A 22,865-nucleotide genomic window follows, 5' to 3' on the forward strand; every position below is an offset into this window, starting at 1 on the left:
GTGGGACGAGAGGGGCAGAAAGCGTCATTTGCGTGAGACTCTGACAGTTCTCGCCGCCATGCTGGTGCTTGCATTGCTGGCGGCCCTGATCGGCCCGGGCTTTGTCGACTGGCGGAGCTATCGACCGCAATTCGAGGCAAGGCTGAGCGAGGCACTCGGGGTCGAGACGACGATCGGCGGCGATATCGAGCTGCGGCTTCTGCCGTCGCCGCGCCTCGCGCTCGGGCAGGTTCGGCTCGGCGGCGCGGACGGGCTGGATAGTTTCGCCACCGTCGAGCAGGCCACCGTCGAACTTGCTCTCGCGGCGCTGGCGCGCGGCGAGTTCCGCTTCGCAGAGGCCCGCCTCGATGGCGCGACGATTTCGCTTTCGGCCGATGAAAACGGCGCCATCCGGTTGCCTCCGCGCAAGGGCAACGGCCTGCCCGCGCAGACCAGCCTCGACCGGCTGACGATCAGCCGCTCGGCTGTGGTCTGGCGCGAGCCCGGGCGGCCGGCCGTCACGATCGCGCCGCTGGCGGCCGAGGTTTCCGCCGTCACGCTTGCCGGCCCCTGGCGCTTCGAGGGCGAAGCCGGCGGCACGTCGATGCGGGTGACGACCGGCGAGATCGACGATGCCGGGCGGCTGCGCACGAAAGCCTTTCTCACCGGCAACGATCTGCAATTCAGTTTCGACGGGTCGCTTCTGCTGCCGCGCCGCGAGGGCAGGGTGGGTTTCGAGGCGGATGGCGCTTTCGGCCTTTCGCCCGGCGGCGCCGTCTCGCTGTCGGGACACTTGAAGGGCGGGAGCCGGCAGATCGACGTTGCCGGCCTGACGATGGATATCGCCGGCGGCGCCGCCCGGCTGGAGGGCGAAGGGCAGTTTCTGCCGATGACCGGCACGGGTTCGATGGCGCTGCGCGCCAGGCGGCTCGATGCCGATGCGCTGACGACGGCGCTGGCGGACCGCAAAGGCTTCGAGCGAGCTCTGCGGGGCTTGCCGGGACGGATCGATCTGAGCCTCGATCTCGACCAGTTGATCTGGCGGGGCGAAGACTTCTCCGCGCTCTCGCTGCGCGGCAAGCTGGACGATAACGGGCTGGACGAGGCGACGGCGTCGCTGCGTGTCGCGGGAGCGTTGATCGGCGCCAGCGGCCATATCGATGCCGAAAACGTTTCCGGGCGGATCACCGTCAAGGCCGAGGATGCGCGTCGCGTCGCATTGGTGCTCGCCCGCAATGGCCTCGATCCAGGGCTGGCGGAGCTGGCGGGAGGGCTCGGCCGTATCGACGGTGATGCGGTCGGTGCATGGGGCGGCGGCAAGCTCGCCTTCCAGCGGCTGCTCGTCGCCGGTTCCTCCGGATTGCGGCTTGAGGCGTCTGGCGAGCTGACCGAGCAGAGCCTTGCCGCGAAAGCCACGCTGAGCGGGCTCGACCTCAACACCTTGCCGCCGGGCACCAGCTTTGCGGAGTTGATCGGCGAGCGGGATATCGCGCTCGACCTGTCGCTTGCCAATGCGCGCTTCCGCAAGGCACCGCCCGGTTCGGCCTCGCTCGACCTGCGCCGAGAGGGCAAGGCCTGGCGCTTAAGCCGCCTAAGCGTCGATGGCTTCGGCGGGGTCGCCGTCACCGGCGCCGGCGCGTTGCTCTCCGAGGGTGGCGAGATTGCGGGCCGCGTGCGTGCGGCGCGGTTAGAAACGCTGGTGGCGCTCGCGGGTCCGCTCCTGCCAGCCGGCGTGAGCGAGTTGCTCGGCCGGGCGGGGGATGGGCTGTCCCGGCTCGATGCGGCTTTTCGCCTGACGCGGGCGGCGACGGGCGAAACCAGCCTGACCGTGGATGGTGCGGCGGCTGCCGGCAAGCTTTCGATCGACGGGCGGCTCGACCGGGAGAGCCGCTGGCAGCGCGCCACGCTCAACTTCGATCTTTCGGATCGGCGGCAGGCCTTCGCCGCGTTCGGGCTGCCGGTGCCGATGCGCGGGGGGGCGGGCCGACTAAGCCTGAACCTCGGCGACGGTGGTGTCGGCGGCGCACTTGCCGGTCCCGGGCTTTCCGTGCTGGTCGATCAGGCTCCGAACGGCCCGCAGGTGACGTTGCAGGCGGACAGCCCGGCCCAGCTTCTGCCCGAGGGAGCGGCGAGGCTGCTGCCCGATGCGGTGCTCGATGCTCACGCTCGGCTCCAGCTCGGCAGCGAGGCCGTGAAGCTCGACGATCTCGCCATCCATCTCGGCGGGGCCAGCATCACGGGCGCGCTCTCGCTTCCGCGAGAGGGGCGCGCGAGCGGCAGGCTGGCGCTGCCATCGGCCGATCTGCGCGGGCTGATCGCGGGCGGATTCGGTCAGGCCGGCCCGACGCCCGGGTCGATCTGGTCGACGGCGCGGTTCGGACAGGTGGCGGACCTGCCGGACCTCGACATTGCGATGGAGGCGGGCGCGCTGACCCTGGTCGACGGAATTGCATTGCAGAATGCGCGCTTCGCCCTGCGGTCCGACCAGGATGGTCTGCGGATCGAAGATGTAGCCGGGGGCTATGGCGGCGGGCAGATCACCGGGCGGCTCGCGCTGCGTCGCGATGGAGGTCTGGCGCAGCTCAATGGCCGGCTCGACCTGTCGGACATCGATCTTGCCGGGCCGACCAAAGGCGCGGTGGGCGGCAAAGCTTCCGGGCGCATTGAAGTCGGCGGTGCTGGCGAGACGCCCGCCCGGCTGATTGCGGGATTGTCGGGGGCCGGCAACCTCTCGGTCAAGGAGATGCGGCTGGCGCGCTTCGACCCGACAGCCTATGGGCGCTTGATCGCCAGCACGGGTGAGGACGCCTCCGAGAGTGACGCGACGCGGCTGCGGGACCGGCTGGTTCAGGCGCTCGATCGCGATTCATGGGCGTTGGGAGATCTGGCGCTGCCTTTCACACTGGCCGGTGGCCTCATCCGGTTGCAGCCGGTTGCCTTCGAGCGGAGCGGCCTGAAGGTGGAGGCCAGCGGCACTGTCGACCTTCGGGCCTTGAGCGCCGATCTCCGCCTTGCGCTGAAACCGCTCGGGGCCTTGCCGAAAGGCTGGCCGGGCGACGCACCGCAAATCGCCATAGCCTGGCGCGGACCTTTGTCGGACCTCAGGCGGGAGACCGATGTCAGCGCCCTGTCGAACACCGTCGCGGCGCGTGCGCTGGCTCGCGAGATCGAGCGCGTCGAAGCCTTCGAGGCCGATGCACGTGAGCGGGCCGCGCAGGCGCGGCGCCTGCGCGCCGAACGCGAAATGCGCGAGAATGAACGCAAGCTCCAGGACTTCCTGAAGGCGGAAGACGAGCGCCGCGCCGCCGAGCAGAAGCGGCAGGAGGAGGCGCAACGCATCGACGAGCAGCGCCGGCAGGTCGAGCAGGCCAAGGCGGAACAGGAGGCGCGTCGCCGGGCGGAGGCCGAGGAGCGGGCGAGGGCTGCCGCAGAGCGGGCCGGGACGCCGCTATCGCCGCCGCCATCGTCGTCCCCTGCCCAAGGCGGTCCGCTCGTGTTGCCCGGCGCGCCTCGCAGCAGCTCGCCGGAAGGGGCCGTGCAGGCGCCTCCGGTCGCACCCGTCGGGCCCTCGGTCGGAAGCGGAACGCTTGCCGTGCCGCCGGGTCAACCCACGTCGCCGCCGCCCCGTGCCGCCCCATTCAATTGAGATGGTGATTCAACGGCTTCGCGATCTGATTCAGCGCCGACCGCTAACCTGTTGAAAGGCCTGACTCTTGCGGCGCGGCCGACGCAAGCGCGCGAAAATGCGCTAGGACATGCAGGCGCAGGGCCGATGACAGGTTGGTGGCACCCCGCCGCGAGTCGATCTCCGCGATCAGAGCGGTGAGGCTGCGTTGTTCCTCTGCCGCGATCTGCTTGAGCGCGGCCCAGAATTCATCCTCGAGCGAGACGCTGGTACGATGGCCGGCGATGCTGAGCGAGCGCTTGTGCTCGTTGCTCATGGCTTCTCAGGGGGATCGTCACCGACCAGGCGGTGGCCTTCGAGGCGGCGCTCGGCGATGTCGCGCTCGGCGTTGGTCAAGGTCCGCTCGGCCTTGGTGCGGCCGAATTCGATGCGGTTCTGCTCGGCCTGCTTGCCGGCCTCCTCGCGCGCCTTCTGCTTGCGAGCGCGGCGCAGATTGACGATCTCGGCCATGTTCGCTGTTCGCTAGCCTGTCATTTTTCGCATCGGCTTTCCCGAAAACCGCAATCCACGTTTCAGGCGGGCTGGAGCATCTGCTCCGGCTTGACCGTGTTGTCGAAAAGCTGCGCGTCGACACCGGCCTTGAGCGCCTCTTCCCGCAATGTCGTGCCGTTGTGGTGAGCCGATTTCGCGATGTTGGCGGCCTTGTCGTAGCCGATGGCAGGGGCGAGCGCCGTCACCAGCATCAGCGAGCGCGACAGCAAATCCTTCAGCTGCGCCTCGTTGGCCTCGATGCCCTCGACGCAATTGACGCGGAAGCTCTCGGCCGCATCGGCCAGCAGGCGAACGGATTGCAGGAAAGCGGCGGCGATCACCGGCTTGAAGACGTTGAGCTCGAAATGGCCCTGGCTTGCGGCAAAGCCGACCGTCGCCTGGTTGCCGTGAACCTGGGTCGCGACCATCGTCAGCGCCTCGGCCTGGGTCGGATTGACCTTGCCGGGCATGATCGAGGAGCCCGGCTCGTTTTCCGGCAGGCTGATCTCGCCGAGGCCGGAGCGCGGCCCGGAGCCCATCAGGCGGATGTCGTTGGCGATCTTGAACAGGTCGGAGGCCAGCGCCGCAAGCGCGCCATGGGCCGCAGCCAGCGCGCCATGGCTGGCCAGCGCCTCGAACTTGTTGTCGGCGCTGCGGAAGGGCAGGCCGGTCAAGGTCGCCGTTTCCTTGGCGAAGAGCACGGCGAAGTCGGGGTGCGTGTTCAGCCCGGTGCCGACGGCCGTGCCGCCCTGGGCCAGCGCGTACAGGCCCTTCAGCATTGCCTCGATCCGACTGATGCCGAGATGGAGCTGCATCGCGTAGCCGGAGAATTCCTGCCCGAGCGTCACGGGGGTCGCGTCCTGCAGATGCGTACGGCCGATCTTGACGAGGTGGTCGAAGGCCGTGGCCTTGGCGCCCAGCGCCTGTTCCAGCGCGCGGAGCGCCGGCAGCAGCTTGCGGGTGATCTCCAGCACAGCGGCGATGTGCATCGCGGTCGGGAAGGAATCGTTGGAAGACTGGCCGCGATTGACGTGATCGTTGGGATGGACCGGGCTCTTGGCGCCCAGGCCGACACCGAGGATCTCGTTGGCGCGGTTGGCCAGAACCTCGTTGGCGTTCATGTTCGACTGCGTGCCCGAGCCGGTCTGCCAGATCACCAGCGGGAAATGCCCGTCGAATTTGCCGGAGAGCGCTTCATCGGCGGCCTGGCCGATCGCGCCGGCGACGCGCTGGTCGAGCAGTCCGAGCCGGGCGTTGACATGGGCCGCGGCCTTTTTGACCAGCACGAGGGCATGAACCAGCGGCAGCGGCATGCGCTCGCTCTCGCCGCCGATGCGGAAATTCTGCAGCGAGCGTTGCGTCTGCGCGCCCCAATAACGATCGGCCGGCACGGCAATGGGGCCGAAGGAATCGGTTTCGGTGCGCGTCTCGCTCATCGGGCCATATCCGTCAGGTGGATGATTGCGGTCGTGAAGGCCGGCTCTCGGCCCGGTTCACGTCTTCTTGCGAAAAGAATCGAGGCTCACGACCTCGGCGCCACCGGCCTCTTCCTTGTCGTCGGAAGCGTCCTCGGCCTTCTTGGCCGCCTTGGTGCCCTTGTCCTGTTTCGGCGTATCCGCCTCCGCCTTCTTCAGGGCAGGCAGGCCGGCCGGCAGGATCTTGGCGGGCACGGAAACGGGCTTTGCCGCCGGTTCCGGCTCCGGCTCGAACGCGGCGGCCGCGTCCTCGGCCTCCTGGGTGTCGAATTTCAGCCCGAACTGGACCGAGGGATCAAAGAACGTCGTGATCGAATCGAAGGGGACCAGCAGGCGCTCCGGCACGCCGGAGAATGAGAGCCCGACCTCGAAGGAGTGGTCGCTGACGTTGAGGTCCCAGAACTGGTGCTGGAGCACGACAGTCATCTCTTCCGGGTGCTTTTCGCGCAGGCGCTGCGACAGGCGCACGCCCGGGGCCGTGGTGCGGAAGGTGACATAGAAATGATGTTCGCCGGGCAGGCCGTCGCGCGCCGCCTCCGTCAGGATCTTGCGGACGACGCCCTTCAGCGCCTCCTGCACCATCAGATCGTAACGAAGCACATCCTGGGACATCGGGTCGACGTTTCCGCTTCTCAACTTGCTCCGGCATCGGCTGACCCGAACACCGCGTTCCACGTTTCGGGCCGATGCTTTGATCCGGCGGGAACAGCCGGCAGCCAAAAATGAAAGTGGAGGCTTCTGTTGCCAGGCGCCTCCGAGCCCCGCCTTACGCGGCTAAACGCAAGGGCTTTGGTTTGGGTACCTGCACCGCTTACGCGGCGACGGCGACCCGAGCATTGTTGTCGTTGGCAACTATGCTTTTGGCCCGATAACGGCGGAACCATGCCGAGCAAAAGGACAACCTTTACACCCTCGTCGATCCTGTTTCGCCCCCGCCAAAGCCCTGATCTCTCAGGGTTTTGGTGGAGGCGCCGGGTACTGCCCCCGGGTCCGAAAGGCTTATTTCGAAGTCGGTTTATCGCCATAGCCGTTCTTGCGAGCGGCGGAGCGAATATAGGCGCAGCCGACGCGCGGGGAAAGGGCGCCGGGCCGCATTTCGACGGCAAAGCGATAAGGTGAGGATTTTGAGCCTCAACTGCGAGTTCGACAAAATCGATGTACATGCGGGTCTGGACCGCGCTGCGGCCAAGTCCTGTCGCAGGCATGGCGGAAAACTGGGGATGTTCGCTGTCGCGACCCGCGCGGGCAGGCGGCGGAACCGCTATGGTCGCGGCTATTTCGAAGAGATTCGCCATGCGCCAGTATCACGACCTGCTTGACCGCGTTCTGAGAGACGGCGTCCGCAAGGACGACCGTACCGGCACCGGCACGCTCGCCGTGTTCGGCCACCAGATGCGCTTCGATCTCGGCGAAGGGTTTCCGCTCGTCACGACCAAGAAGCTGCATCTCAGGTCGATCATCCACGAACTGATCTGGTTCCTGCGCGGCGACACCAACATCGCCTATCTCAGAGAAAACGGCGTCACCATCTGGGACGAATGGGCCGATGCGAACGGCGATCTCGGCCCCGTCTATGGCCGGCAGTGGCGCTCATGGGCGGCGCCCGACGGGCAGTTGATCGACCAGATCGCCTGGGTGGTGAACGAGATCCGCCGCAATCCGGATTCACGCCGCCTGATCGTCTCGGCCTGGAATCCCGCCGACATTCCGAAGATGGCGCTGGCGCCGTGCCACTGCCTATTCCAGTTCTTCGTCGAGCCGACGGTCGACGGACCAGGCAAGCTGTCCTGCCAGCTCTACCAGCGCTCAGCCGATATCTTTCTGGGCGTGCCCTTCAACATCGCGAGCTACGCCTTGCTGACCCATATGGTGGCGCAGGTCACGGGGTTGGGCGTCGGAGATTTCGTCCACACGCTTGGCGACACGCATCTCTATGTGAACCACCTCGACCAGACGCGAGAGCAGCTTTCGCGCGAGCCGAAGGCACTTCCGACGCTTCGGCTCAACCCCGATGTGACGCGTCTCGAGGATTTCCGCTTCGAGGATGTGACGATCGAGAGCTACGACGCGCATCCCTCGATCAAGGCGCCTATCGCCGTATGACGCGGCCTTCGGCCAGCGCCTCGGCCCGGAAGCGGGCCCGCTCGGCTTCGTATTCTTCCGCGTTCATCGGTACCGCGTCGGGCTTGCCGAGATCGTCGATCCGCACGCGGTAGGTTTCGCGGGCGCTCCAGGCGGCCGCAGCCGCGATCACGGTCACGCCGAAGGCGATCGAGCCGACCGTCATCGGTATGTTCTGCGAGCCCGGCGGGGCGACCCAGGCGAAAAGTGCCGGCAGCAGGGCCGTGACGGTCGTCCCGAGATTTTGTGAGATCGCCATCGCGGAGACGCGAATGCGGGTGCGGAACAGCTCCGGGAAGAAGCTCGGGAAGATCGCGTTGTAGCCCTGGTAGACGATGCCCCACATCAGGAGCGACATCACGATCGCCAGCGGTACGCTCTTGATGCTGATCGCGTAGAGATAGCCAAAAGCGAGCAATCCGGCGGCGAGCGAGCCGACGATGATCGGCGGGCGCCGGCCGATGCGGTCCGAGAGATTGCCGATCAGGGGGATGATCAGCACGGCCAGGATGTTCCCGAGCACGGGGATCCAGAGATAGACGTCGGCATGGAAGCCGATGCCATAGGCCGGCTGGACCGCATAGGCTGCGCCGAAGATGGTGGCGACGACGGGGATCGTGTTCATCAACGCCATCAGGATGACGCGGATCATATCTGGCCAGCTGGTCTTGATCGCTTCGACGACGGGGGCCCTCGGCGGTGCGCCAGCGCCGGTTTCGCGGGCGAAGGCCGGCGTCTCCTCGACCTCGCGCCGGATGACGAAGCCGGCGATGATCACCAGCACCGAGAGCAGGAACGGCACACGCCAGCCCCAGGACATGAAGGCCTCCTGCGGCATGAAATGCGCCAGCGGCAGGAAGACCGCCGCCGCCATGATCTGCCCGGCCTGGACGCCCTGGAGGGTGAAGGACGCGTAGAAGCCCCGGCGGCCGAAGGGAGCATGTTCGAGGATCATCGAGCTCGCACCCGAGATCTCGCCCGCCACCGCGAATCCCTGGATCAGCCGGAGCAGCACGAGCAGGACCGGAGCCCAGATGCCGACATGCGCGTAAGTTGGCAGCAGACCCACCGCGACGGTCGAAAAGCCCATCATGAACATGCACAGCAGCAGCACATATTTGCGGCCATGGGTGTCGCCCCAATGGCCGAGCACGAAGGCGCCGATCGGCCGCGCCACATAGCCGACGCCGTAGGTCGCGAGCGACGCGACGATCGCGGTCGTCGGGTTCTGCGAGGGGAAGAAAACCTGCGGAAACACGAGCGCTGCGGCGGTCGCGTAGATGAAGAAGTCATAATATTCGAGCGCCGAGCCGATCCAGCCGCTGGCGGCGGCCTTGCGCGATTGCCCTGCGTGAGATGTGTCGGACGCTGAAACCATCGTTTCCCCCGTTTGTGTCGCCGACTCGGAGCCGGACATTTGGCGTTAGTTTCGGGCAGTTTTCGACCGCGCGCCACCCCTGTTTCGCACCGCTTGACGCTTACAATCCGGCGGGCGAACAGGAGGCCTAGAGACCAGGAGCGCAGTTCTCATGTCGTTGACGATCAGGCCGGCCCGTCCAGGCGAAGCAGGTCTCGTCCTGCAGTTCGTGCGCGAGCTCGCGGAATACGAAAAGCTGCTTCATGAGGTTGTGGCGACCGAGGACGAGATTGCCGCGTCGCTGTTCGGTGAAGGGCCGCGCGTCTTCTGCGACATCGCGGAATGGGACGGCGCGCCTGTCGGCTTCGCTCTCTGGTTCTACACCTATTCGACGTTCAAGGGCCGGCACGGCATCTGGCTGGAGGACCTCTACGTTCGGCCGGAGCAGCGCGGGCGCGGCATCGGCAAGGCCTTGATGGCGCGGCTGGCGAAGCGCTGCGTCGAGGAAGACCTGCCGCGTTTGGCCTGGTGGGTGCTGAACTGGAACGAGCCCTCGCGTGTGTTCTACCGCGCCATCGGCGCAAAAGCGCAGGACGAATGGACCGTGAAGCGGCTCGAGGGGGAGGCGCTGTCGAGACTTGGCGCAGAGGTCTGATTCCGATGACAGCGCTCCCCCTCGTCCTCGTCGCGGCCGTTGCGGATAATGGCGTCATCGGCAGCGATAATCGGTTGATCTGGCGGCTTAAGACCGACCTCAAACGATTCAGGCAGCTTACCATGGGCTGCCCGATCATCATGGGCCGCAAGACCTTTCTCTCCATAGGCAAGCCGCTGCCGGGCCGCCGCACGATCGTGCTGACACGAGATCTTCGCTTCGCTGCCGAGGGCGTCGACGTCGCCCATTCGGTCGATGAGGCGGTTTCGTGGGGGCAGCGGATCGGCGCCGAGATGCAGGCCCCGGCCGTCATCATCGGCGGCGGCACCGAGATCTACCGGCAAATGCTGCCGCTGGCCGATCGGCTCGAAATGACCTTCGTCCATGCCGAGCCAGCCGGTGACGCGGTGTTTCCAGTTTGGCGGCGCGACGACTTCGTCGAGGTTGCACGCGAGGGGCATCCTGCCGACCTCGATAACGAACACGCCTTTGCCTTCGTGAGCTATCGTCGGCGGAATGACGTTCAGCCTCTGTGAGTTCGCGCGTCGTTTCGACGCATCGTTGCCGAAAGACGGCGCCCGGAAGGCGGTTGAAGGGCCGCTTTGAGGCCGGCTAGGCCGGCAGATCGCCGCTTTCCGTTCACGATGAATGGCTTGCGCCGTTGACGAATCCATGGCCCATGACCAACTCAGGCCAGCGTTCCACCGGGAGCGCCGGCTTCGGGCCTCCTTTTCGGCAGCGCCCCAAGCACGACAAGCGAACGAAAGGGAACGGGCCGAGAATGCCTTGGAGTAACCAGAGCGGCGGTGGCAACAACGGGGGGGGACCCTGGGGCCAGCGCGGAGGCAGTGGTGGTGGCGGCGGCGGCCCGTGGGGCGGTGGCTCCGGAGGCAATGGCAGCAATGGCAGCCCGCCCGATCTCGAAGACATTCTGCGGCGCAGCCAGGACCGGCTGAGAAATCTCCTCCCCGGCGGCAATCTCGGTGGGCGCGGGCTGGTTATCGGCCTCCTCCTGATCGTCGCATTGTGGCTTCTGTCGGGCATCTATTTTGTGCGGCCCAACGAGGTTGGCCTCAACGTCGTCTTCGGCAAGTTCATCGGGAAGACCGGTGAGGGCGCGAACTGGAACTGGCCCTATCCGATCGGCTCGGTGGTCAAGCCGCAGGTCACCAACGTCATCACCACTGAGGTCGGCTTCCGGACCGTCGACTCGGTGCGCGCTTCGCGCCAGACCGACGTCACCGAAGAGAGCCTGATGCTGACGGGCGACGAGAACATCGTCGACATCGATTTCATCGTGCAGTGGCAGATCGACCCGGCCACGCCGGAGAACTACGTCTTCAATATCCAGGATCCGCCGGGCACGGTGAAGGCCGTGGCCGAAAGCGCGATGCGCGAGATCACAGGCAAGCGCAACATCCAGCCGGTGCTGACGACCGATCGCGGTGCGATCGAGAACGAAGTGCGCCAGCTGATGCAGGAGACGCTGAACGGCTACAAGGCCGGCGTGCAGATCCGCCTCGTGCAGCTGCAGAAGGTCGATCCGCCGCAGCAGGTCATCGACGCCTTCCGCGACGTGCAGGCCGCGCGCGCCGACCAGGAGCGCCTTCGCAACGAGGCTCAGACCTATGCCAACCGCGTCGTGCCGGAGTCGCGCGGACGCGCCGCCCAGCTGACCCAGTCGGCGGAAGCCTACAAGGAACAGACCGTCGCGGAAGCCCGCGGCCAGGCCAGCCGCTTCAATGCGGTCTACGAGCAGTACAAGCTGGCTCCCGGCGTGACGCGCGAGCGTCTGTTCCTGGAGACGATGGAACGGGTCATGGGCGGAACGGAAAAGATCATCCTCGACCAGAACGGCAATGGCCAGGGCGTGGTGCCCTACCTGCCGCTGGGCGAACTCCAGCAGCCGAGGCGCCCGACCCAGGGCGGCCAGCAGCAGGGAGCCACCCGATGAACGGTCCCTTCCTTCGCGCGGCCGCGCTCGTCGTCGTCGTCATCGCCGCGGTCGTGTTCTACGCGTGCACCTTCATCGTCTCGCAGACGCAATCGGCGCTGGTGCTGCGGCTGGGCGCCGTGCGCGCGGTCAAGACCGAGCCCGGCCTCTACTTCAAGTGGTTCGCGCCGGTCGAAAGCGTGACGCTGCTCGATAACCGCATTCTCGACCTCGACCTGCCGGCGCAGGAAATCATCGCCTCGGACCAGAAGCGGCTCGTGGTCGATGCCTTCACGCGCTACCGAATCTCCGATCCGCTGCGCTTCTACCAGGCGGTCAACAACATCCCGCGGGCGAACTCGCAGCTGACCTCGATCGTGAACGGTAATGTCCGTTCGGTCCTGGCGGACGCGACCTTCACCGACATGGTGCGCACCGAGCGGTCGCGCCTGATGAACCGCATCCGCGATGTGGTGAACCGCGAAGCCGCGCGCTTCGGCATGACGGTCGTCGACGTCAAACTGCGTCGCGTCGACCTGCCGGCGGCCAACTCGGCGGCGGTGTTCCAGCGGATGCAGACGGAACGGCAGCGCGAGGCGGCGGAAGCGCGCGCTCTCGGCGGCCAGCAGGCCCAGGAGATCCGGGCGCGAGCCGAGAGAGACTCGACGGTTATCGTCGCCGAGGCCCAGCAGCACGCCGACGAAATCCGTGGCCAGGGCGAAGGCGAGCGCAACAAGGTGTTCGCCGAAGCTTTCGGCAAGGATCCGGACTTCTTCGCCTTCTATCGTTCGATGCAGGCCTATGAGACCAGCATCAAGCCCGGCGATACGCGCATGGTCCTGACGCCGGATTCGCCGTTCTTCCAATTCTTCAACGGCCCCAACGCACAGCGCGGGACCGGTCAGCCGCAGGCGCCCGCCGCCAACGGCACGACCGTCCCCGCGCCGGCGAGGCCCTGATCCGGGCGGGCGCCGATGTGGGATTTCATCGCGGCGCTCGGCCTCGTCTTCGCTATCGAGGGCATTCTCTTCGCCTCCATTCCCAATCTGGCGAAGGATGCCCTGCGCAGCGCGGCCGAGACCCCATCCGACCGGATGAGACTGATCGGTTTGGGCTCGGCGGTGCTCGGCGTCGTGCTCGTCTGGCTGGCGCGCGGCAACTGGTAAGTCGCGTCGCGACGGGTAAGTCGTCGCGGGGCTGCGCATGCTAGCGGCGGATGACGCGATCGTGCGTCGCTCTCATGCCGCATTTCGGGGTTCAATCTGGCGTGGAGATCGCGCCGCTTCGGTTGGCCTGCGTTTTTCGGAACAAGAGGATCAGATGGCATTGAAAACCGTTTCCGTCGCCGGCCGGCCCGTTCGCTTCGCGCTCGCCGCGGGCGTCGCAGGGCTGGCGTTGATGGCGCCGATGCTGGCGCCGACCCAGGTGAGGGCCAACACGCCGCTGTTGCAGGGGCAGACCTCGCTCGCCGACCTTGTCGACCGGGTGATGCCCGCCGTCGTCAACATCTCGGCGGTCACCACGGCCGACACCAAGGGCCGCAATCTGCCGCAGCCGCCGCAGCTTGGGCCGGATACGCCCTTCGGTGACCTGTTCGAAGAGTTCTTCAACCGCCGCAACCAGCAGGGCGAGCGACAGGCACCACAGCAGCGCCGTTCGCAATCGGCCGGCTCGGGCTTCATCATCGACGCGTCGGGCCTGATCGTGACCAACAACCACGTCATCGGCGACGCCAACGAGATCACGGCGATCCTCAGCGACGGCACCCGCCTCAAGGCCGAGGTCGTCGGCAAGGACACCAAGGTCGATCTCGCCGTGTTGCGGGTGAAGTCGGACAAGCCGCTCCCGGCTGTGAAGTTTGGTGATTCCGACAAGATGCGGATCGGCGATCCCGTGATGGCGATCGGTAACCCGTTCGGCCTGGGCGGCTCGGTCTCGTCCGGCATCGTCTCGGCCCGCAACCGCGACATCAGCCAGGGGCCCTACGACACTTACATCCAGACCGACGCGGCCATCAACAAGGGCAATTCCGGTGGCCCGCTGTTCAATATGGCCGGTGACGTGATCGGCATCAACACGGCGATCCTCTCGCCGACCGGCGGCTCGGTCGGCATCGGTTTCGCCGTGCCGTCCTCGCTCGCCTCGAATGTCGTCGAGCAGCTCAAGGATTTCGGCGAGACGCGTCGCGGCTGGCTTGGCGTGCGCATTCAGAGCGTCGACGACGCCACCGCCGATGCGCTCGGCCTCGGCACGGCGCGCGGCGCGCTGATCGCAGGCATCGACGAGAAGGGCCCGGCCAAGCCGGCGGGCCTCGAGACAGGCGACGTCATCACCAAGTTCGATGGCAAGGACGTGAAGGATTCGCGCGACCTGCCGCGCATCGTGGCAGCGACCCCGGTCGGCAAGGACGTTCCCGTCCTGATCATGCGCAAGGGCAAGGAAGAGTCCAAGACGGTCAAGCTCGGCCGGCTCGAGGATGGCGAGAAGGTGCAGACGGCTGCCGCCAGCAAGCCCACGCCGGAAGCGGCAAAGCCGGCGGTCGCCAGCGCTCTCGGCCTGGAACTGTCGGCGCAGAACGACGAGCTGCGTAAGCGCTATTCGCTCAAGGAGGGGCTGAAGGGCGTGGTCGTCAGCAAGGTCGATCCGAACTCCAACGCCGCCGACAAGCGCGTGATGGTGGGCGAGCTGATCGTCGAGGTCGGACAGGAGGCGGTCAATTCGCCTGACGATGTGACCAAGCGGATCGATGCCTTGAAGAAGGAGGGCAAGAAGTCCGCCCTCCTGCTGGTCTCGAACGCTCAGGGTGAGGTCCGCTTCGTCGCGCTGGCGATGAACTGAGGCGTTTCTTTCGCGAAATTGAAAAGGGCGGCCCGCCGGGCCGCCCTTTTTTGTTAGGCCCGCACGATCTCTTTGCCGGTATAGCCCTGACAATAGAGCAGGGCGGTGAGGTCGGCATGGTCGAGCCTCGCATCGGCGGCGGCTGCGACTGCCGGCTTGGCGCGATAGGCGACGCCGAGCCCCGCTCCGCCGATCATGGCGAGGTCGTTGGCGCCGTCGCCGACGGCCAGCGTCTGGGCCGACGACAAGCCGAAGCGGCTGCGCAGTTCGACGAGGGCATCGAATTTAGCCTGCATCCCCAGGATGGGGTCTGCCACTTCGCCGATCAGCATGCCGTCTTGCGCGATCAGGATGTTGGAGCGGTGCTCGTCGAAGCCGATCGTCGCGCTGATCGGCCCGGTGAAGACGGTGAAACCGCCGGAGACCAGCGCGGTGTAGGCGCCATTTGCCCGCATGGTCTGGACCAGCTCATGGCCGCCCGGCGTCAGCGTGATGCGCTCGCGGATGATCTCGTCGACCACGGAGAGCCGAACGCCGCGCAGCAGGGCCACACGCTCACGCAGCGCCGGCTCGAACGCGATCTCGCCGCGCATGGCCCGTTCCGTTATGGAAGAGACGAGGTCTTTCAGACCGACATAGGCCGCGAGTTCGTCGATGCATTCCTGGCCGATCATGGTCGAATCCATGTCCGCGAGGAACAGCGCCTTGCGGCGGGTCTCAGCTGGCTGGACGATGATGTCGATGGCCGCGCCGTCGAGCGCGGCGCGCAGATCGGCTTCGAGCTTGCGCGGCTCGCCCGCTTCCGCGAAGAGATCGGCGGCGATCTCGCCGTCCAGCACGGCTGATCCGGAGACGACGGGAACCGCCTGTCGGAGCCTGTCGATCAGCGCGGCGCTGACCAGCGCCTGGCCATGGGCAGAAACGAGCGTCGCGACGAGCATGGGACAGACCGGGTGCAGCGAGCAGGATCAGTGATCGGGGCGGTGCTCATCGCAGGTCCGACCGCAAGCGGCAAGTCGGCGCTGGCATCAACGCTGGCGCGCGAATTCGGCGGTGTCGTCGTCAACGCCGATTCGATGCAGGTCTACCGGGACCTTCGTGTTCTCTCGGCCCGGCCGAGCCGCGAGGACGAGGCGGCGGTTCCGCACCGGCTTTACGGACATGTCGATGGCGCCGTGAACTATTCGGCGATGCGTTATGTTGCGGATGTCGCGATGCTGCTTCCGCAACTTCGGAAGGCAGGGCAGATCCCCATCTTCGTCGGCGGAACCGGGCTTTATTTCAAGGCGCTGACGGAGGGCTTTTCAGCGATGCCGCCCGTCCCAGATGCCGTCCGCGCCGATTTTCGCCAGCGTGCCGAAGGCGTGCCGACCGAGACGCTGCATGCCGAACTTGCGACGCGCGATCCGGCGATGGCGGAGCGGTTGCGTCCCTCCGACCGGATGCGGATCATGCGGGCGATCGAGGTCCATCTGGCGACCGGGCACTCGTTGGCGAGTTTCCAGGGCGAGCGCGAGCCGGGGCCGCTTGGCGGCACTGAAGCATTGCGGCTGTTCATCAACCCGGATCGTGAGATCGTACGGGCCGCGATCGATCGCCGCTTCCAAGACATGCTGGAGCAAGGCGCGCTGGCGGAGGTCGAGCGCTTGAGGGCGCGGGGTCTCGATCCGCTGCTGCCGATCATGAGGGCTCATGGCGTGCCCGGGCTGATCGCGCATCTCGATGGGGATTTTTCGCTCGAGGAGGCGATCCGGCGCGGACAGGCCGACACCCGCGCTTATGCCAAGCGGCAGGTCACCTGGTTCCGGCATCAAATGGAAGGGTGGCAGGCGGTGGCTCCGGACGCTGCGCTCGACCATGCGCGATCCCTTCTGAAGTGCTGATCGGGCAGCCAGCGTGCCCGGCCTGTCGTGCAGGATCCGTCATCGGATAGGCGCTGGCCCTTTCCGCATCGTTAGACGCTTGACCGGGCAGAGCGGCTCCGCTAGCGTTCAGCAACTTCCGCGAAGGATCACGGCGCGATGCGCAAGCTTATTCTCGTACAGGTGCGCTGGTAGGGGCCGGTTTCAAGACCGGGCGTCCCCAACGCCAGCGCATGCCCAGGCCCCTCGAGGGCCTTTTTTATTGCCTGAATTCAAGCCTGCCCCACGACACATCGAAGACGAGCCGCAAGGAGAGCGTTATGAGCGAGATGATGACCGGAGCCGAGATGGTCGTCCGCGCGCTTCAGGATCAGGGTGTCGAGCATCTGTTCGGCTATCCGGGCGGCGCCGTGCTGCCGATCTATGACGCGCTCTTTCAGCAGGACAAGGTCAAGCATGTCCTCGTCCGCCATGAGCAGGGCGCTGTTCATGCGGCCGAGGGCTATGCCCGCTCCGGCCCGGGCAAGGTCGGTTGCGTGCTCGTCACCTCTGGCCCTGGCGCGACCAACGCCGTCACCGGCCTCACCGACGCGCTGCTCGACTCGATCCCGCTCGTCGTCCTGACCGGGCAGGTCCCGACGCATCTGATCGGCTCCGACGCCTTCCAGGAATGCGACACGGTCGGGATCACGCGCTCCTGCACCAAGCATAACTACCTGGTGAAGAGCATCGCGGACCTGCCGCGCATCCTGCATGAGGCGTTCTACGTCGCCGCGAACGGGCGACCGGGCCCGGTCGTGATCGACATTCCCAAGGACATCCAGTTCGCGACCGGTCTCTACAGCCGCCCGCGCGACAACCAGCACAAGACCTATCGCCCCGTGGTCAAGGGCGACCTGAACAAGATCAAGGCGGCGATCGAGATGATCGCCGGCGCCAGGAAGCCGATCCTGTATACCGGCGGCGGCGTCATCAATTCCGGCCCGCACGCTTCGGCGCTGCTGCGCGAGTTCGCGCGGCTGACCAATGCGCCGGTCACCTCGACCCTGATGGGGCTCGGCGCGTTTCCGGCCGCCGACAGGCAATGGCTCGGCATGCTCGGCATGCACGGCACCTACGAGGCCAACCTCGCGATGCATGACTGCGACGTCATGATCAATGTCGGGGCGCGGTTCGACGACCGCATCACCGGGCGCATCGACGGGTTCTCGCCGAATTCCCGGAAGATCCATATCGATATCGATCCGTCCTCGATCAACAAGACGGTCAAGATCGACATCGGCATCGTCGGCGATTGTGCCCATGTCCTGGAAGACATGGTCCGGATCTGGCGCGAGAGCGGTGCGCAGGGCGACAAGACGGCGCTCGCTGCCTGGTGGACGCAGATCGACGGCTGGAGGGGTCGAAAGAGCCTCGGCTACAAGCGCTCCGAGACGATCATCAAGCCGCAATATGCCCTGCAGCGATTGCAGGAACTGACCCGGGATCGCGATACCTACATCACGACCGAGGTCGGTCAGCACCAGATGTGGGCGGCGCAGTATCTCGACTTCCAGGAGCCGAACCGCTGGATGACCTCCGGTGGGCTCGGCACCATGGGCTATGGCCTGCCGGCTGCGATCGGCGTGCAGATGCGCCACCCCAAGGCGCTCGTCATCGACGTCGCGGGCGAGGCCTCGATCCTGATGAACATGCAGGAAATGTCGACGGCGGTTCAGTACCGCCTGCCGGTCAAGGTCTTCATCCTCAACAACGAATATATGGGCATGGTCCGCCAGTGGCAGGAATTGCTGCATGGCGGGCGCTATTCCGAAAGCTATTCGCAGTCGCTGCCTGATTTCGTGAAGCTGGCGGAGGCCTATGGCGGCCACGGCATCCGCTGCGATGACCCCGACAAGCTCGACGATGCGATCATGGAAATGATCGAGACGCCCAAGCCGGTGATCTTCGACTGCATCGTCGCCAAGGAAGAGAACTGCTTCCCGATGATCCCCTCGGGCAAGGCGCATAACGAGATGATCCTCAACGATTTCGAGGGAGATACCGGCCAGATCATCGACGCCAAGGGCAAGCAGCTGGTTTGAGGTATGGCGTCATGCTCGGGCTCGACCCGAGCATCTCAGGCGGAATGAGGCGCCGGTTTGCGCCCCTTCGTCGCGAGCTTCTCGGGTCGAAGCATGGCTTCGCCCGAGAATGACGGCAGCGGTTGGGGAAGGAAACATCATGGCGACCATCGGCCTCATCGGCGGCATGAGCTGGGAATCGACGGCGGTCTATTACCGGCTGCTCAACGAAGGCGTGCGCGCCCGGTCCGGCGGGCTGCATTCGGCCGATGTGCTGCTGCATTCGCTCGATTTCGCTGGCATCGCGGAGATGCAGGCGCAGGGCGATTGGGCCGGCGCCGGCGCGGCTTTGGCCGAAAGCGCGCGGCGGCTGCAGAGGGGCGGGGCGTCCTGCCTCGTGCTCTGTACCAACACGATGCACAAGGTCGCCGACCGCATCACCGAGGCGACGAATCTGCCTTTCCTGCATCTGGCGGATGTGACGGCGCGCGCCGTCAAGGCGGCCGGCTCGCAGCGGCCGCTGCTGCTGGCGACGCGCTTTACGATGGAGCAGAGCTTCTATCGCGGGCGGCTCGCGGCCTTCGGCGTCGAGGCGTTGCTGCCTGATGCGCAGGAGCGGGACGAGGTCCATCGCGTCATCTACGAAGAACTGTGTCGCGGCCGGATCGAGCCCGGTTCGAAAGCGCGCTACCTCGCGATCATCGAGCGGGCGGTTCGGGAGGAGGGTGTCGACGGGATCATCCTCGGCTGCACCGAGATCGGCCTGCTGATCGGGCAGGGCGACTGCGCGGTGCCGGTGTTCGATACGACGGCGCTGCATGTCGCTGCCGCGCTCGATTTCACTGCCGAGCTGGAGCAGGTCGCCGCATGAAGCTGCTGATCGGCAACAAATGCTATTCGTCCTGGTCGCTCAGGGCTTGGCTGCTGCTGCGGGCCAAGGACATCGCTTTCGAGGAACAGCTCGTCCTGCTCGACGAGCCCGATTTCAAGGCGACGGTTTTCGCGGCGGCTCCCGGCAGCGGCGGCACCCTGCCGCTCCTCGTCGATGGCGATATCGCCGTCTGGGAGACGCTGGCGATCGCGGAATACCTGCACGATCGGTTTCCGGACGCGGGCATCTGGCCGCGCGAGCCCGCAGCGCGCGCTCATGCCCGTGCGATATCGAGCGAGATGCACGCCGGCTTCTCCGCGCTGAGAAGCGCCTGCCCGATGAATCTCGGCAAGCGCTATGCCGCGCGCGACCGGGGCGAAGGCGTAGCGCGCGATGTCCAGCGCATCACGGCCTTGTGGCGGGCGGCGCGAGAGCGCTTCGGCTCAGGCGGACCGTTCCTCTACGGCGAATTTGGCGCGGCCGACGCGATGTTCGCGCCGGTGGTCACGCGGCTCGATACCTATGCGATTCCGGTCGATACGGTATCGCAGGCCTATATCGATGCCATGCTCGCGCTGCCGGCCTATCTCGAATGGCTCACGGGGGCGCTCGCCGAGCCATGGATCGTCGCCCATGACGAGGTCGACGAGCCGGCCATCGCCGATCTCCGCAAACTCTAGAAATTCCGCTTTTCCACACGCCGCCACAGGTCTTCAGATGTCGAGCACCGCCACGCACTACCCCAACGCCCCGAAGTCGCAGCCGAGCGCGCGCCACACTCTGGCGGTGATCGTCGACAACGAGCCGGGCGTTCTGGCCCGCATCGCCGGGCTGTTCTCCGGACGCGGCTACAACATCGAGAGCCTGACCGTCTCGGAGACCGAGCACGACAAGCACATCTCGCGTATCACAGTGGTGACCTCCGGCACGGCCAACATCATCGACCAGATCAAGGCGCATCTCGACCGGCTGATCCCGGTGCATCGCGTGGTCGACCTGACGGAACAGGGCGAGTCGCTGGAGCGCGAGCTCGCGCTGGTCAAGGTCGTCGGCAAGGGCGACCATCGCGTCGAGGCGATGCGGCTGGCCTCCGCCTTCGGCGCGCGCACGCTCGACGCCTCGCTGACTTCCTTCGTCTTCGAACTCACCGGCTCGACCGAGGAGATCGAGCGCTTCATCAAGCTTATGACGGTGGTCGGGCTCACCGAAGTCTCGCGCACGGGAATTGCCGCGATGAGCCGCGGGCCGGAGGCGATGTGATTGCCGGATATCCGGATAGCGCCTATATTGATATCCGGATGTGGAGGCGAGGATGAAGGTTCAGGTCGCAAAATGGGGCAATAGCACCGCCGTTCGATTGCCGCAGGCGGTGGTGAGGCAGCTTGGCTTGCGTCCCGGGATGGCGCTTGATCTTACGGTCGAGGATAAGGCGGTGAAACTCGAACCCGCTAAAACGCCGTCGGTGCGGGAGCTGAACAATATGCCCGACCCGATCACGATCGAGTGGATGGTCGCTGAAGCCAGACGACTGGGCGGTCTTGCCAATGCTCCGAAGGACGAATTCGACTGGGGCCCGGATGTCGGTTCGGAAGTGATTTATGACGACTATAATCCGCGACCGAAAGACACCTGACCTCGGCGACGTCTACTGGATCGACCTCGATCCCACGCGAGGAACGGAACAATCCGGGCGTCGTCCAGCCGTTGTGCTTTCGGATAATCGCCTCCATGAGGTTTCGCTGAGATCGCTGGTGTGTCCCATCACGTCGAACCAGCAGGTTTGGCCGACGAAGGTTTTCATCCCGCCCGGATGCGTCGTGGGCGGCGCAATCCTGATCGACCAGGCGCGTATGATCGATCGCGACGAGCGGCTTCTCCGCTATATCGGGCGGCTGCCCGATGAGATCGTCGGCGTTGCCGTAGAAGCCCTCTCCATGTTCCTGGGCCGCTTTCGAAGCGAATTGGATCGATGATGCCGGCCGCTTTTACTCTGGAACACATCGCGCTCGGCCTCGGGCTCATTGGCTTCGCCTGCCTCGCCTGGCCGGTCGTGATGCGGTTGGCTGGGCGGGCGCCGGCGCTGGGGCAGGGGCAGGGTGGGAGCCTGCGTTCTCCGCTGTGGTGGACCGGCTTCGTCTTGACGGTCGCCGCTATCGCACTGCTGCGGATGGCGCAGCCGGCCTAGGCCAGCCCGTTAGCCCGCGAAACCACCTTCCGCGAGGAAGTCCCGTTCCTCTGTTGTCGTTTCGCGTCCCAGCACCGTATTGCGGTGTGGGAATCGACCGAAATCGCGGATGATGTCGTGGTGGATCACCGCGAACTTCACGCCCTCCGCGTCGTTCGTAGCTGTGCAGAGATCGACGCAGCGCTGCTGATCGGCCAGCTCCTCGGAATGCATGTGCGGCATATAGAAGAAGCGCTGTTCCGGCGGCTGGTAGGAGCGATCGAAGCCCTTCGCGATGGCCGCATCGGCGATTGCGAGAGCCTTTTCGTCGGTGGCGAAGGCGCGCGGGCTGCCGCGAAACATATTACGGGGGAACTGATCGAGCAGGATCAGCAGCGCAAATGCCCCCTCGGGCGTTTCCTGCCAGCCGTCGAGATCACCAGCGGCAGCCGCCTCATGAACGGGCAGGAAGCGCTGCGTGATCTCGGCGTCGAAGGCGTCGCTCTTCTCGAACCAGCGCTCGGGGCCGGCCTCGCGCCAGAAGGCGACAATCTCGGCGGTGGTCGGCAGGGTCATGGCGGCTCCTTGGGTGTCCCATCGGGCAGACATAGAGGCTGCGTTCGCCGACGCCAGTGCTGATTGGCTCTTGCCTGCGAAGGGCCGCCGCGCTAGACGACGGAACCGTAACGTACGGTACTGGAGCCGATCGCTTTCATGACGCAGGCCGCTGCAGAGACGCAAGCCGAGGCGCTGACCGCGCGCCAGCAGGCTGTGCTCGACGCCGTGCTGGGCCTGATGGTGGAAAAGGGCGATCAGCTGACCATGACGGCCGTCGCCCGGCGCGCGAGCTGTTCCAAGGAGACGCTCTACAAATGGTTCGGTGACCGCGACGGGCTGCTTTCGGCGACCGTGCGCTGGCAGGCCTCGCAGGTGAGGGCGGGTAATTTCGACCGGCAGCGGCTCGATGCCGGCGCGCTCCGCGAGAGCCTGATGCGCTTCGCCGTCAACTGGCTCGAAGTCATTTCGAGCCCGACCTCGATCGCGCTCAATCGCGTCGCCGTCAGCGAGGCGGCGTCGCGTGACGGGACGCTCGGCAAGATCGTGCTCGCCAATGGCCGGTTTGCCATCGGTGAGCGGCTGAAGCCTGTGCTGGACGCCGGGCGCGAGGCCGGGCTGCTGGCTTTCGATGATACGGAAACGGCGTTCCGCAGCTTCTTCGGCCTCGTCGGCCGCGACGTGCAGATCCGCCTGCTGCTGGGCGATGCGCTGAAGCTCGACAAGGCGGACATCGCCGATGATGTCGAGCGCGCCACCGACCAGTTCTTCACCCTTTACGGCACGGCAAAAAACGATCCGCGCCGGAAGACCCACACCGCGTGACAAAGGAGACA

Annotated in this window: 24 protein-coding genes and 1 other RNA gene; 17 read left to right on the forward strand and 8 right to left on the reverse strand. The window is 66.1% G+C overall.

All coding sequences use genetic code 11. The features are described from left to right. The first annotated feature begins 28 nt into the window (after positions 1–28). Positions 29–3,625, forward strand: a complete 3,597-nt coding sequence (locus tag AC1DR6_RS05710; RefSeq protein ID WP_476828213.1) for an AsmA family protein — start codon at positions 29–31, stop codon at positions 3,623–3,625. Between the two features lie 43 nt (positions 3,626–3,668). Here the strand turns inward: AC1DR6_RS05710 and AC1DR6_RS05715 are convergent, their stop codons facing one another. The 5 genes from AC1DR6_RS05715 to ssrA all read right to left on the reverse strand — a co-directional run bounded on the left by AC1DR6_RS05715 (position 3,669) and on the right by ssrA (position 6,693). Beyond that, entirely contained in the window at positions 3,669–3,920 is a 252-nt protein-coding gene (locus AC1DR6_RS05715; protein WP_476828214.1) for a ribbon-helix-helix domain-containing protein, read from the reverse strand. After that, a complete protein-coding gene (locus tag AC1DR6_RS05720; protein WP_476828215.1) occupies positions 3,917–4,114 on the reverse strand; it encodes a DUF4169 family protein in 198 nt (65 codons plus the stop codon). The genes AC1DR6_RS05715 and AC1DR6_RS05720 overlap by 4 nt, the downstream gene beginning before the upstream one ends. A gap of 62 nt (positions 4,115–4,176) precedes the next feature. Next, complete coding sequence (gene fumC / locus AC1DR6_RS05725) at positions 4,177–5,571, reverse strand: class II fumarate hydratase (RefSeq protein ID WP_476828216.1); 1,395 nt, start codon at positions 5,569–5,571, stop codon at positions 4,177–4,179. Between the two features lie 57 nt (positions 5,572–5,628). Further along, positions 5,629–6,222: an SspB family protein gene (locus AC1DR6_RS05730; protein WP_476828217.1), complete on the reverse strand. Its 594-nt coding sequence runs from the start codon at positions 6,220–6,222 to the stop codon at positions 5,629–5,631. Positions 6,223–6,337: 115 nt separating this feature from the next. After that, positions 6,338–6,693: a transfer-messenger RNA gene (gene ssrA, locus AC1DR6_RS05735) on the reverse strand. A gap of 210 nt (positions 6,694–6,903) precedes the next feature. On the opposite strand from ssrA, the gene AC1DR6_RS05740 reads away from it, so the two are divergent. After that, on the forward strand, positions 6,904–7,713 hold the full coding sequence (locus AC1DR6_RS05740; protein WP_476828218.1) for a thymidylate synthase: 810 nt from the start codon (positions 6,904–6,906) through the stop codon (positions 7,711–7,713). On the opposite strand, the gene AC1DR6_RS05745 is transcribed toward AC1DR6_RS05740, so the two are convergent. Next, positions 7,700–9,109, reverse strand: a complete 1,410-nt coding sequence (locus AC1DR6_RS05745; protein ID WP_476828219.1) for an MFS transporter — start codon at positions 9,107–9,109, stop codon at positions 7,700–7,702. The two genes, AC1DR6_RS05740 and AC1DR6_RS05745, sit on opposite strands and share 14 nt — an antisense overlap. Positions 9,110–9,260: 151 nt before the next feature. On the opposite strand from AC1DR6_RS05745, the gene AC1DR6_RS05750 reads away from it, so the two are divergent. The 6 genes from AC1DR6_RS05750 to AC1DR6_RS05775 all read left to right on the forward strand — a co-directional run bounded on the left by AC1DR6_RS05750 (position 9,261) and on the right by AC1DR6_RS05775 (position 14,514). After that, on the forward strand, positions 9,261–9,743 hold the full coding sequence (locus AC1DR6_RS05750; RefSeq protein ID WP_476828220.1) for an N-acetyltransferase family protein: 483 nt from the start codon (positions 9,261–9,263) through the stop codon (positions 9,741–9,743). Positions 9,744–9,748: 5 nt separating this feature from the next. Beyond that, entirely contained in the window at positions 9,749–10,279 is a 531-nt protein-coding gene (locus AC1DR6_RS05755) for a dihydrofolate reductase (protein WP_476828221.1), read from the forward strand. A gap of 245 nt (positions 10,280–10,524) precedes the next feature. Then, complete coding sequence (hflK, locus tag AC1DR6_RS05760) at positions 10,525–11,697, forward strand: FtsH protease activity modulator HflK (RefSeq protein ID WP_476828222.1); 1,173 nt, start codon at positions 10,525–10,527, stop codon at positions 11,695–11,697. Next, the gene (gene hflC / locus AC1DR6_RS05765; protein WP_476828223.1) at positions 11,694–12,635 is read left to right on the forward strand and encodes a protease modulator HflC; all 942 of its coding nucleotides are present in this window, start codon (positions 11,694–11,696) and stop codon (positions 12,633–12,635) included. Before hflK ends, hflC begins: the two co-directional genes overlap by 4 nt. Positions 12,636–12,650: 15 nt before the next feature. Further along, on the forward strand, positions 12,651–12,842 hold the full coding sequence (locus tag AC1DR6_RS05770) for a DUF2065 domain-containing protein (protein WP_476828224.1): 192 nt from the start codon (positions 12,651–12,653) through the stop codon (positions 12,840–12,842). Positions 12,843–12,996: 154 nt separating this feature from the next. Next, entirely contained in the window at positions 12,997–14,514 is a 1,518-nt protein-coding gene (locus AC1DR6_RS05775) for a DegQ family serine endoprotease (protein ID WP_476828225.1), read from the forward strand. Positions 14,515–14,567: 53 nt separating this feature from the next. Here the strand turns inward: AC1DR6_RS05775 and serB are convergent, their stop codons facing one another. After that, positions 14,568–15,455: a phosphoserine phosphatase SerB gene (gene serB, locus AC1DR6_RS05780; protein ID WP_476828226.1), complete on the reverse strand. Its 888-nt coding sequence runs from the start codon at positions 15,453–15,455 to the stop codon at positions 14,568–14,570. On the opposite strand from serB, the gene miaA reads away from it, so the two are divergent. From miaA to AC1DR6_RS05820, 8 genes are all read left to right on the forward strand, one after another. After that, entirely contained in the window at positions 15,426–16,397 is a 972-nt protein-coding gene (miaA, locus tag AC1DR6_RS05785) for a tRNA (adenosine(37)-N6)-dimethylallyltransferase MiaA (protein WP_476828227.1), read from the forward strand. The genes serB and miaA overlap by 30 nt on opposite strands. 299 nt (positions 16,398–16,696) lie before the next feature. After that, complete coding sequence (locus AC1DR6_RS05790) at positions 16,697–18,460, forward strand: acetolactate synthase 3 large subunit (RefSeq protein ID WP_476828228.1); 1,764 nt, start codon at positions 16,697–16,699, stop codon at positions 18,458–18,460. Positions 18,461–18,599: 139 nt separating this feature from the next. Continuing rightward, positions 18,600–19,310, forward strand: a complete 711-nt coding sequence (locus AC1DR6_RS05795) for an aspartate/glutamate racemase family protein (RefSeq protein WP_476828229.1) — start codon at positions 18,600–18,602, stop codon at positions 19,308–19,310. Then, complete coding sequence (locus tag AC1DR6_RS05800) at positions 19,307–19,990, forward strand: glutathione S-transferase family protein (protein ID WP_476828230.1); 684 nt, start codon at positions 19,307–19,309, stop codon at positions 19,988–19,990. Before AC1DR6_RS05795 ends, AC1DR6_RS05800 begins: the two co-directional genes overlap by 4 nt. A gap of 37 nt (positions 19,991–20,027) precedes the next feature. After that, positions 20,028–20,570: an acetolactate synthase small subunit gene (ilvN, locus tag AC1DR6_RS05805; RefSeq protein WP_476828231.1), complete on the forward strand. Its 543-nt coding sequence runs from the start codon at positions 20,028–20,030 to the stop codon at positions 20,568–20,570. A 52-nt stretch (positions 20,571–20,622) separates the two neighbouring features. Next, entirely contained in the window at positions 20,623–20,943 is a 321-nt protein-coding gene (locus tag AC1DR6_RS05810) for an AbrB/MazE/SpoVT family DNA-binding domain-containing protein (RefSeq protein WP_476828232.1), read from the forward strand. Next, entirely contained in the window at positions 20,909–21,283 is a 375-nt protein-coding gene (locus tag AC1DR6_RS05815; protein ID WP_476828233.1) for a type II toxin-antitoxin system PemK/MazF family toxin, read from the forward strand. The genes AC1DR6_RS05810 and AC1DR6_RS05815 overlap by 35 nt, the downstream gene beginning before the upstream one ends. After that, positions 21,283–21,495 (forward strand): hypothetical protein, encoded by a 213-nt coding sequence (locus AC1DR6_RS05820; protein ID WP_476828234.1) that lies wholly within the window; start codon positions 21,283–21,285, stop codon positions 21,493–21,495. The genes AC1DR6_RS05815 and AC1DR6_RS05820 overlap by 1 nt, the downstream gene beginning before the upstream one ends. Positions 21,496–21,504: 9 nt before the next feature. On the opposite strand, the gene AC1DR6_RS05825 is transcribed toward AC1DR6_RS05820, so the two are convergent. Next, entirely contained in the window at positions 21,505–22,050 is a 546-nt protein-coding gene (locus AC1DR6_RS05825) for a DUF924 family protein (RefSeq protein ID WP_476828235.1), read from the reverse strand. A gap of 138 nt (positions 22,051–22,188) precedes the next feature. On the opposite strand from AC1DR6_RS05825, the gene AC1DR6_RS05830 reads away from it, so the two are divergent. After that, positions 22,189–22,854, forward strand: coding sequence for a TetR/AcrR family transcriptional regulator C-terminal domain-containing protein (locus AC1DR6_RS05830; RefSeq protein ID WP_476828236.1), 666 nt, complete (start codon positions 22,189–22,191; stop codon positions 22,852–22,854). The last annotated feature ends 11 nt before the right edge of the window (positions 22,855–22,865 follow it).

It is taken from the genome of Allobosea sp. P5_A5, from assembly GCF_056400625.1.